Origin of the sequence: Spiroplasma endosymbiont of Megaselia nigra (assembly GCF_003987485.1) — a bacterium.
Classification (GTDB): Bacteria; Bacillota_I; Bacilli_A; order Mycoplasmatales; family Mycoplasmataceae; genus Spiroplasma.
Map to the genome: position 1 here is coordinate 1 of NZ_RCOO01000026.1, position 10,940 is coordinate 10,940.

At 28.3% G+C, this 10,940-nt stretch carries 14 protein-coding genes and 1 pseudogene; all 15 read left to right on the forward strand.

Annotation, left to right across the window (positions count from 1 at the left end):
* Positions 1 to 47 precede the first annotated feature (47 nt).
* The 15 genes and pseudogenes from D9R21_RS02195 (at position 48) to D9R21_RS02255 (ending at position 10,419) form a co-directional block, all read left to right on the forward strand.
* Positions 48 to 242, forward strand: a complete 195-nt coding sequence (locus tag D9R21_RS02195) for a hypothetical protein (RefSeq protein WP_126820562.1) — start codon at positions 48 to 50, stop codon at positions 240 to 242.
* A gap of 15 nt (positions 243 to 257) precedes the next feature.
* Positions 258 to 812 (forward strand): aspartate/ornithine carbamoyltransferase family protein, encoded by a 555-nt coding sequence (locus D9R21_RS02200; protein ID WP_241568675.1) that lies wholly within the window; start codon positions 258 to 260, stop codon positions 810 to 812.
* 205 nt (positions 813 to 1,017) lie between these two features.
* Positions 1,018 to 1,635, forward strand: a complete 618-nt coding sequence (locus tag D9R21_RS08180) for an amidohydrolase family protein (RefSeq protein WP_241568676.1) — start codon at positions 1,018 to 1,020, stop codon at positions 1,633 to 1,635.
* Positions 1,636 to 1,706: 71 nt separating this feature from the next.
* Positions 1,707 to 2,156 (forward strand): amidohydrolase family protein, encoded by a 450-nt coding sequence (locus D9R21_RS08185; protein ID WP_241568677.1) that lies wholly within the window; start codon positions 1,707 to 1,709, stop codon positions 2,154 to 2,156.
* Positions 2,157 to 2,158: 2 nt separating this feature from the next.
* A complete protein-coding gene (locus tag D9R21_RS02210; RefSeq protein ID WP_241568678.1) occupies positions 2,159 to 2,716 on the forward strand; it encodes a ferredoxin reductase domain-containing protein in 558 nt (185 codons plus the stop codon).
* A gap of 39 nt (positions 2,717 to 2,755) precedes the next feature.
* Positions 2,756 to 2,923 (forward strand): iron-sulfur cluster-binding protein, encoded by a 168-nt coding sequence (locus D9R21_RS08190; protein WP_241568679.1) that lies wholly within the window; start codon positions 2,756 to 2,758, stop codon positions 2,921 to 2,923.
* A 39-nt stretch (positions 2,924 to 2,962) separates the two neighbouring features.
* Positions 2,963 to 3,863: pseudogene (locus tag D9R21_RS02215) on the forward strand (dihydroorotate dehydrogenase).
* A gap of 2 nt (positions 3,864 to 3,865) precedes the next feature.
* Positions 3,866 to 4,549 carry an orotidine-5'-phosphate decarboxylase gene (pyrF, locus tag D9R21_RS02220; RefSeq protein WP_126820920.1) on the forward strand — a complete coding sequence of 228 codons (684 nt, stop codon included), beginning with the start codon at positions 3,866 to 3,868 and terminating at the stop codon, positions 4,547 to 4,549.
* Positions 4,550 to 4,564: 15 nt separating this feature from the next.
* A complete protein-coding gene (pyrE, locus tag D9R21_RS02225; RefSeq protein ID WP_206609230.1) occupies positions 4,565 to 5,170 on the forward strand; it encodes an orotate phosphoribosyltransferase in 606 nt (201 codons plus the stop codon).
* A 264-nt stretch (positions 5,171 to 5,434) separates the two neighbouring features.
* A complete protein-coding gene (infC, locus tag D9R21_RS02230) occupies positions 5,435 to 5,965 on the forward strand; it encodes a translation initiation factor IF-3 (protein WP_126820922.1) in 531 nt (176 codons plus the stop codon).
* A 44-nt stretch (positions 5,966 to 6,009) separates the two neighbouring features.
* On the forward strand, positions 6,010 to 6,204 hold the full coding sequence (gene rpmI, locus D9R21_RS02235; RefSeq protein ID WP_126820923.1) for a 50S ribosomal protein L35: 195 nt from the start codon (positions 6,010 to 6,012) through the stop codon (positions 6,202 to 6,204).
* Between the two features lie 24 nt (positions 6,205 to 6,228).
* Entirely contained in the window at positions 6,229 to 6,588 is a 360-nt protein-coding gene (gene rplT, locus D9R21_RS02240; RefSeq protein ID WP_114565167.1) for a 50S ribosomal protein L20, read from the forward strand.
* 135 nt (positions 6,589 to 6,723) lie between these two features.
* Complete coding sequence (gene uvrC, locus D9R21_RS02245; RefSeq protein WP_126820924.1) at positions 6,724 to 8,505, forward strand: excinuclease ABC subunit UvrC; 1,782 nt, start codon at positions 6,724 to 6,726, stop codon at positions 8,503 to 8,505.
* An 84-nt stretch (positions 8,506 to 8,589) separates the two neighbouring features.
* The gene (locus tag D9R21_RS02250) at positions 8,590 to 9,315 is read left to right on the forward strand and encodes a DeoR/GlpR family DNA-binding transcription regulator (RefSeq protein WP_408641296.1); all 726 of its coding nucleotides are present in this window, start codon (positions 8,590 to 8,592) and stop codon (positions 9,313 to 9,315) included.
* 318 nt (positions 9,316 to 9,633) lie between these two features.
* Positions 9,634 to 10,419 (forward strand): MurR/RpiR family transcriptional regulator, encoded by a 786-nt coding sequence (locus tag D9R21_RS02255; RefSeq protein WP_126820926.1) that lies wholly within the window; start codon positions 9,634 to 9,636, stop codon positions 10,417 to 10,419.
* Positions 10,420 to 10,940: the final 521 nt, after the last annotated feature.

The following is a 10,940-nucleotide window of genomic DNA, read 5'->3' on the forward strand; positions in this document are numbered from 1 at the left end:
CCGCTATTTATCACTATAAATGTGTCTCTAACGGTATTATAATTTCAATGGGTAAAAAATACCACTGTGCAGATAATATTGTTATAGAAAGTTTTCATTCATTACTTAAGAAAGCTACAATCCATAATAAAATATATAATTCACATGAAGAATATATACAAGATGTTATAAAATGAAATACATGATATTCAAATCGTAAAGAAAAAGATATAATAAAAAAAATAGTAAATACTTTTTATTAGTACTTACTAAAATGGGTGCAGTCTAATACAGTTAAAACATTTGAAGCATTAGGAGTTGATGCACTCGTTATTCGTCATCCGGAAAATAATTATTATCACCAGCTTGCTGATAAAATTAAAATCCCAATCTTAAATGGTGGTGATGGGTCAGGAAATCATCCAACCCAAAGTTTATTAGATTTGTTGACAATTAAAGAACATTTTGGTGAATTTAAAGGATTAAATATTATCATTGTTGGCGATATTAAATATTCACGAGTTGCAAAAACTAATATTAAAATTATGCAAAAATTAGAAATGAATGTGTATACAACAAGAATTAATGAATTACAATTACCTGGTGTAAAAACTGTTGATTTTAAAACAACTTTGCCAAAAATGGATGTTGTAATGTTACTACGTTACCAGTTTAAACGATTTCATGCTGATGAAAAATATCATTTAGATTACTTACGAAATTATAAGTTAACATCTGAATTAGTTGCAACAATGAAGCCAACCGCAATTATTATGCATCCAGCTCCTTTTAACCGTGGTATTGAAATTGATGATGATGTTGTTGAATGTTAACAAGCAAAAATATTTGCGCAAATGGCAAATGGAGTTTTTATACGAATGGCATTATTAAATAATATTTTAGCGGATAATTAAGATGATTTATACATTTACTAACACTTATGTTTATTTACCAATTGGTTTTAAACAAACTAATATTACGATTGAAGGAAATAAAATTATTCACATTGGTTCAAGTATTTTAGTAACATAAATTAAGTTGTCACCAAATTGTATTATTGTTTCTAGTTTTATTGATTTACATGCTCATTTTCGTGAACCAGGTCAAACAGCAAAAGAAGATTTAATAACAGGTGCAATTAGCGGTTTGTATGGAGGTTATCAGACGGTATGTGTGATAGCCAACACAAAGCCAGCAATTGATAATATTGATGTTTTAAGACCATTGTTAGTTAAAGCAGCAAAATTACCAATTAATGTTCAATTTTTTTGGGCAATTACAAAACAATTAGCTGGTCAAGAATTGGTTGATTTTGCAGCAATTAGTGATGATGTTATTGGTTTTAGTGATGATGGAGCTTATTTAGCAAATCAAACTTTATTAATTAAGGCTTTGAAATATGAGCAAGCAAATCAAAAACTTATTTCGTTGCATGTTGATAATCGGCAAAATATGAATAAACAAACAGTTGTTTTACAGCACCAAATTGCGCAAAAGTTTGGTTTAATTGGTGTTGATGATAACTATGAATCGGAACCATTGCATAATGATTTAAAAATTGTTAATAAACAACAATTACCTTATCATTTATGTCATGTTTCCACGGCTAAAAGTATTGCTCTAATTCGCGAAGGAAAAAAAATAATCCCTTTTTAACTTGTGAAGTAACGCCGCACCATTTAACATTATCAGTTGATGATATTACAACAAATGATGGGAATTATCTAATGAATCCACCCTTAAATAACATTAACGATCAATTAAGTTTAATTGAAGCTTTAAATGATGGCATAATTGATGTTATTGCAACTTATCATGCTCCACATCAGACAAGTGAGAAAGGTGAGTTTGCAAATAGTGCAATGGGAATTATAGGGTTACAATTAACATTTCCATTATTATATACAAAGTTAGTGATTTCACAGCAAGTGGCATTGTCAACTATTATTAATGCTTTAACAGTTAAACCACAGCAATTAATTAAACATCATAATGTCCAATTAGAGGTTAATAATTATGCCAATTTTACAGTGATTTATTTATCACTAAACAAAGTTGTAACCCCAGAGCTATTACAATCAAAATCAATAAATACACCATTTTTGGGAGAAAATTTAACAGGATGACCAATTATTAATGTTTATCAAGGTCGAATTTATCATTTAAAGGAGGAATAACTATGACAAAACAAATTATTGAATCAACTATTTTATTGGCAAATCAACAATTGGGTTCTGATTTATGACTAGCAACATTTAAAGCTCCACAGCTTAGTAAAATTGCTTGCCCAGGTCAGTTTGTTCTAGTTGAACCACAACAACAGTTTTTCTTAAAACGACCATTTAGTTTTTTTGACATTAATCCGGTTGCTGAAACAATTAGCATTTATTATCAGTGTAAGGGATTAGGAACATGGTATATGGCTAATCAATGAAAAATTGGTCAAGTTGTTCAAATCCAAGGTCAACATGGTCAGGGTTTTCAAGTTACGCAGACAATAGATGACATTTTAATTGTTGCAGGTGGAATTGGAATTGCTCCAATAAAAGCATTAATTGATGAATTAATTAAAAAACAAAAAAAATATTATGTTATTTTTGGGGGACGAACGAAGGATGCTTTAAATGTCGTAACTTTATTTCAAAATAATAATAATTTTTTGTTAAATACTGATGATGGTTCAGTTGGTCACCAACAAAATATTGTCACAGCCTTAGAACAATATTTAACAAAATAAAAACCCAAAGTAATTATTGCTTGTGGGCCAGATATTGTTTTGACAAAAATTAATGGGTTAGCTAAAACGCAACAAATTGCAACACAAATTTCATATGAAAGTCATATGGCTTGTGGTGTTGGGGCATGTATGGGATGTACAAAAACAATTAATGGGGTTAATAAAAAAATTTGTACAGATGGACCAATCATTATTGTTGAATATTAAAAGCAGGTAGGGTAAAAATTATTATGTTAAAAAAAATTTTTAGGATATACCTTAAATTGTCCTTTAACAACAGCAAGTGGGACATTTGGTTATGGTGAATGTTACCAAGACTTTTTTGCTGTTAATGAGTTGGGAATGCTAACAACAAAAGGAATTACTTTAGAGCCACGGTTAGGCAATAGTGCACCGCGGTTAGCTGAAGTTACAGCGGGATTAATTAATTCTATTGGTTTAGAAAACCCAGGGTTAGATTATTTTACAGCGAAGATTGTGCCCACCTTTGCTGCGTTTCAAATTCCAATTATTGTAAACTTAAATGGAAAAACAATTGAAGAATACGAAATATTAGCCACTGCTATTAATGAAATTGATGCAATTGCTTTTGTTGAATTAAATATTTCTTGCCCAAATGTTAAAGAAGGCGGTATTTTATTTGGAACTGATCCGGTGGTAACACGACAAGTAGTTAAAAGAGTTCGCCGTGTTTTAACAAAAAAGAAATTAATTGTGAAATTATCACCATCAGTTAGTGATATTAAGCAATTTGCGATTATTTGTCAAGAAGAAAGAGCAGATGCAATTAGTCTAATTAATACTATTCCTGCAATGCAGATTAATTTTAAAACGAAAAAACCGGCCTTAGGTAACATTATAGGAGGGTTAAGTGGACCTTGTATTAAACCAATCGCAATTCGGATGGTTTATGAAGTTGCTAAGGTAGTTAAAATCCTAATTATTGGCATGGGGGGGAGTTAGTTCTGCCAATGATGTTCTTGAATTTTTAATGGCTGGAGCAAGTATTGTTGCAATTGGTACTAGTTTATTTACTAATCCAAACCTTGTTTTAGAGATTAAAAGAGATTTGTTAGCATATTGTGAAGAACAAAATTTACAACATTTAAGCGATATTGTGGGAATCGCGCACCAGAAGGAGAAATAATTATGCCAAAAATATTTATTGCGTGTGATTTTAATACAGAAGAACAATTATGAACTTTTTTAAACAAGTTTCCACCACAATCATTATTTTTAAAAGTTGGGATGGAATTAATTTATGCTGTTGGTTTTGAAATTATTAATAAATTAAAACAGCACGGTCATATTGTTTTTCTTGATTTAAAATTAAATGATATTCCAATTACAGTTGAAAAGGCTTTACAAGCATTAAAACAATATCAAGTTGACTTTGTTACAATTCATTTAACAAGTGGTGAAAAAACATTAGAATTAGCGCATCAGGTTGTGCAAGATACTTCAATTAAATTATTAGGTGTAACAGTATTAACTAGTCTTGATAATGATGATCTTCAAACTTTATTTTTATCTTCAACATTAACAACGGAGCGATTAGTACAAAATTTAGCAAAATTAGCAGTAGGTAATCACTTTTATGGTGTGATTTGTTCCCCTTGAGAAGCAAAGATGATTAAAACACAGTTTCCATCGTTACAAACAATTACCCCTGGAATTCAATTAGTAACTAAACAAACTGATCAAAAACGGGTGGCAACACCAGTTCTTGCAAAAGAATTAGGAGATGATTATTTAGTAATTGGTCGTGCAATTACAAGCGCTGCTGATCCGGTAGCCGTTTATCAACAAATTATAACAACATTAGCAGATTAGAAAGGACGAATGAAGATGAAAAAAATTATTACGGAATTAATTAGAATTAAAGCAATTAGTATTAATATTACTGAATTGTTTACTTGAGCATCGGGAATTAAAGCACCAATTTATATTGATAATCGGTTAACGATGGGTTATCCTCACTTGCGGTGAACAATTGCTGAAAGGTTTGCTGAACTTATTAATACTAATTTCGGACAAGATAAAATTGATAATATTTTTGGAACAGTAACAGCAGGAATTCCCCATGCTGCTCTATTAGGCCATTTATTACAATTACCATTTGGGTATGTTCGTAGTAGTAAGAAAGGTCACGGAAAACAAAATCAAATTGAAGGAGTCTATGAAAAGGGGCAGAAGATTGTCGTCACTGAAGACTTAATTTCTACCGGTGGGTCAGTTATTGAAGTTGTGAAAACTTTACAAGCAGCTGGTTTGGAAGTTGTTGCGGTATTAGCAATTTTTAGTTATCAATTAAAAAAAGCTACTATTGCTTTTGAAAGTTTACAAGTTCCTTTATATACATTAACTAATTTTGATAGTTTAGTAACAACTAATGGTTTGTTGTCAAAAGCAGAACAACAAATTTTAAAAGAGTTTCAGCAACAATTAGAGTAGAAGAATACAATGATTTGGATTAGTAAGTTAATTTAAAATATCTTATTAATATTATTGACTAAATTAAAAAAACATCATATAATTAATATTGAAAAATGTTAAAGTAGCTAATGCTCACCTATGCCCTTTAGTGTGGTTAATAGGTTTTACAAGATAAAATTAAAGTTTTTAATGATTATATTTTAATCATTTAAGAAGATAATTCTTGTTAATGAAAGCGCTACTTTTGAGCGTTTTTTTAATTAATTAAAATGGAGGTATTGGATGAATCAACCCACTAAAAACAATAAAAATATCGAGCAAGTAAATTATGATATTAGAGCACGTGAAGTTTTAATTATTTTAGATGATGGTAATAAAGTTGGTCCTTTAGGGCGAAATGAAGCAGTTCGTTTTGCTGAAGAAAAAGGTTTAGATTTATTGTTAGTATCAGCTGCTTCAAATCCACCGGTAGCAAAATTGGTTGATTATGGAAAATATAAATACGAACAAAAGAAAAAAGAAAAAGAAAATAAGAAAAATCAATATGTAACTGAAAATAAAGAGATGCGTTTACGAACAGGAATTGGTGAACATGATTTGGAATTTAAGGCAAAAAAAGTGCGTGAATTTCTAACTGATGGAAACCGTGTTAAAATTTCTTTAAAGTTTCGTGGTCGAGAAGTTGCAAGACCTGAATATGGCAAAGAAACATTAGATAAATTTTTTAGTTATATTGAAGATTTGGCAAAGATTGAAAAAGAACCCCAGTTAAATGGCTTGTTTTTAGATATGTATGTTGTACCAAAAAAATAATTAATTAAATTAACTTTTAAAAGAAAAGACAAGGAGGAAAATTTATGCCAAAAATGAAAACGAAAAAATCTTTAGCAAAAAGAGTTAAAATAACAGGAACAGGAAAATGAAAGATTGCGCATGCATATACTTCACATTTAGCCCAAAATAAAACAACAAAACAAAAACGTCATTTACGTAAAGCTGGTTTAATGGACCAAACTGATCAGAGTCGATTAAAACAACTATTACAAGGATAAAGAAAGAGAAGGGAGTATTAACAAATGGCAAGAGTTAAAGGCGGACCAACAACAAGAAAACGTCGTAAAAAAATTATTAAAGAAGCAAAAGGATATTTTGGAACAAAATCAACGCATTACAAAAAAGCAAAAGAACAAGTAATGAAATCATGAGCGTATGCTTTTCGTGATCGTAAGCAACGTAAAAGAGATTTTCGTTCATTATGAATCCAAAGAATTAATGCTGCAGTACGTGAACATGATATGTCGTATTCACAATTTATGAATGGTTTAAATAAAACTAACATTGAAGTAAATCGTAAGATGTTATCAGAATTAGCAATTCATAATCCAAGTGAATTTAAAGTGTTAGTAGAAAAATCAAAACAAGCGTTAAAAAATTAACAAAACTACTTTTCAGAAAAGTAGTTTTTTATTTTAATATTAAGTCCGTTTTCTTATCTTGGATTTTTTATGATGAGTTGCTAATTGTTTTAATTAAGCATAAAATATTAACAAACATAAGGGGAAGAATGAAAAATGTCAGAAAAATTATCGTTAAAAGAGCAGGTTGATATTTTACCAACTAAACCAGGGTGCTATTTATTTTACAATAATTATCATCAAGTATTATATGTTGGAAAGGCAAAAAACTTACGAAGTCGTGTTAGTTCTTATTTTAACAAAGTGTATAATTATAAAACAACCCGCTTAGTTCAAGAAATAGTTCGTTTAGAAACAATTATTACGAAAAATGAAAAAGAAGCACTAATTTTAGAACATAATTTAATTAAGCAGTACAAACCAAAATACAATATTTTGTTAAATGATGATAAACATTATCCTTATATTGTAATTACAAAAGAAAAAGACCCTCAATATTTGTATGTTCGTAATGTTCATCAAAAATATGCTCGCTATTATGGACCATTCCCAGAAGGGAGTCATGCGCGGGAAATTATTAAAGTCTTAGAACGATTATATCCTTTACGTCGTTGTAAAGGAAATCTTGGAAAACCTTGCCTTTATTATCATATTAATCAATGTTCAGGTGCTTGTTTTAAATCAGTTCCTTCGGAGTATTATACAAAAATGATTAAAAAAGTTCATAATTTTTTTAAAGGTAATTTTACTGAAACAAAAAAACTACTAGAGAAACGAATGTTTCAAGCCGCAGATAACTTACAATTTGAAGAAGCACATAAATTAAAAGTTTTAATTCGAAACTTAGATTGAACTTTATCATCACAAACAGTTGAAATGTTAAATCAAAATGATGATTTAGATGTGATTAGTTTATATCAAACTACTGAGCATTTAGTGTTAACAACTTTATTTTATCGTGCTGGAAAATTAAGCTATAAAGATTATGAATATTATCATCTTGATTTTGCTGAAGATTACCAAGAATTATACCGCTTATACTTGCAAAATATTTATCAAAAAAATATTTTACCCACAAAAATAATTGTTAACGAGGCAATTACATTACCAGAATTAAACTTGTTATTTGATAATCGTGTTTTTCATCCTAAAACACCAATTGAAAAAACAATTATGAAATTAGCGACTGAAAATAGTTATGAATCTTATGTCCAATACCAGACAACTGCCCAACGAGAATTAAATAATGCTGAAGTTTTAAAAGAGTTACAAATGCTTTTGGGTTTATCAGAATTACCATATTTAATTGAAATGATTGATATTGCTAATATTAATAATGAGTTTGTGACTGGTGGGGTTATTGTTTATAAAAATGGTCGTTCATCACGAAATGATTATCGTAAGTATAATTTAGAAATTTCATATCAAGATGATACGCACCGTATTGCGGCGGTTGTTGCTCGTCGTTATCAAAAGATTATTCAAGAAGAACAAGCCCTTCCTAATTTAATTATTATGGATGGTGGGATTCAACAAGTTAATTCTTGTTTAAAAGAAATAGCAAAATTAGATTTATCAATTCCCGTGATTGGTTTAGTTAAAAATGATCATCATAAAACTGACCATTTACTTAATTTAAAAAAAGAGAAAGTATATTTGGATAAAAGTAGCCGTTTATTTTTATTTTTAACAAGAATTCAAGATGATGTTCATAATTTTGCAATTACTAGTTTTCGCCGCCGGCAAACAAAAGCTTTGACAACAAGTATTCTAGAAACAATCCCGGGGTTTGGAAAACAACGAATTAAATTATTAAATCACCATTTTGAAAGTATTGGTGCAATTCAAAAATCAAGTGATGCTGAATTATATCAATTATTGCATAATAAAAAACTTATTGAAAATTTAAGAAAATTTTTGGAACATTTTGGTAAATAACTTTTTTTCGGTATAATAATTAAGTACAGAATTAAACAATGAAAGGAGTAGAGAATTATCCATCGAGTCCAACGAAAAGATTTATTATTAGCATATTTGTGTCAAAAACTTTTTCACGAAATGAATCATGTTCTTGAATATGTTCGAAAATATAATATTTCAGCAACAACTGCGCGCCGTGATTTAAAAGAACTTGAAAATGAAGGAATTATTACAATGTATTATGGTGGTATTAATTTTTTAGGAGTTCATAATAAAACATGTAATATTAATGTTCGAACAAGTAGTATTAATTTTGATAAAAAAATGATTATCGGAAAAAAGTTAACAAATTTGTTAGAAAAAAATGATGTTATTTTTGTCGGAGCAGGATCAACTTGTGAAATTTTTGTTACTTTAATTGATAAACCAATAAAAATTGTCACTAATTCATTTCGAATTTTACAATTGGCAAAAGATAATCCTAATGTTCAATATAATGTCTTATTTGGAGGCAAATTACGAGAAAAATCACAAGCTTTTTATGGTTCGTTTTGTGAGGAAAGTTTATCATTAATTCAATTTTCAAAAGTTATTTTTTCAGCAAATACAATTGATAAAACTGGCGCTGTTTTCAAAAATAATGAAGAAGAAGCACGGGTTGAATTAGCAGCCTTAGCACGGGTTCAAGTTAAAATTTTATTAGCTGATAGTACAAAATTTGATAAACTTAGGTTTTTTAAATTTTATGACGTTAAAGATGTTTCATATTTAGTAACGGACAGACCAGAAGTTATGAAACAATATGATTTTAATGTTAAAGTAATATAAAACTTTGTTTAACAACAAAGTTTTATATTTGCAAGGAAAAGTTAACTTAGGATGGTAATTTTTTGCTTGAAAGGAGGTTAAAATGGATTTAAATAATGTCCAACATGTATGTAACTAAATTGAAAAGTTTGAATTTGAAGAATTATTTACTGTGCTAGCAAAAATTGAGGAAGTAGTAAAAGACCGTACCGATGAGGTAGATTAGGAAAATATTTTCATTAAACTCTCAAATTTTTTTCATTCCATTGTTATCTAAATTTTATTAAAATCTAATTGAAATCTGAAGAGATTAAACCATGGAATGAATAGGTGGGTAATATGCAATTAAAAACTAATATTCTTGAGAAGTTAAAGGAAATTATTAATCGTAATTATGATACTGTTAATGGTATTATTGCACAAACTATTTTAAATTTTGCTAAAGTATCAAATGAAAATTTTATCATTAATGATGTTGCAGAAACATCACATACAAGTTTTTCATCGGTGACAAAGTTTTGTAAAAGTTTAGGTTTTACAGGATGAAAAGAATTTTATATTTTTTTTCGCTATGAATTAGATAATTTAAAAAAACTTAATCAGTTTTATCGTCTTAATCCATCAAAAAATACTGTTAATGATTTAGTATCAAACCATAGTGCAATGATGACAAAATTATTAAATGAAAATTTATCATCAATTTTAGAATTAAAAACAATGCTAAAAACAACAAAAAAAATTTATTTGATTGGTGAACATACACATTTAGATTTATTAATTAATTTTTATCATCAATTGTTAGGAATTGGTTTTGATGTAAGTGTAACAACACATGAATTTATTGCTAAAAAATTTTTAGAACGATTAAGAGATGATGATCTTGTAATTTGAATTATTATCGATACAGATCAAACTTATTTATTTAATGTTTTAAAACATAATGATAAAACTTTACCGTTAGATAATATTAAATTTATTTTAAAAGAAAATTCACCGATTATAGAAACTAATTTAACAACAAAAACACCGATTATTATTAATGATCGGCGCAAAATGTATACCCACCAAATTATTTATAATCATTTATTTATTATTTTTAATGCAATTTTAACAATGATTAATTAAAAAAATACCCAGCAAGTTGTCTGAGTATTTTTTATTATGATTTATAATATTATTATATATAATATATTTTTATTTTATTTATATATATTAATATAATTTATATTAGACAAATGGCTTTATAAAAGATAAAATAAATATGTAAGTCCTAAGTAATTACGGTTTCGGGTATCCGGATGACCTAATCGCATTGTAAATGCGGGTAACCTTAGGCATTTTTTTTATTTTATTTGTTTAGTATTTATATACAAAATATATTGTATTTGTGAACTATTGGTATATAATTAAAAGCATAGGTTTAATCTTTTTCCGTAAAAAAGAGTTTGTGCTGACTTGTTAATCGAACAAGAATAAAAAAAGAGAGGTAAAAAGACTGCACCCCAAAAAGTAAGTAAAATTAAAAAAGAACTTTACTAAACTTTTAGAGGAGGTGCATTTTTTAATGGCAGGAAAAGAACAAAAATTTAAAACATATACTGCAGAATTTCGAAAAAATACAGTAAAAGAAATTGAACAAACATCGC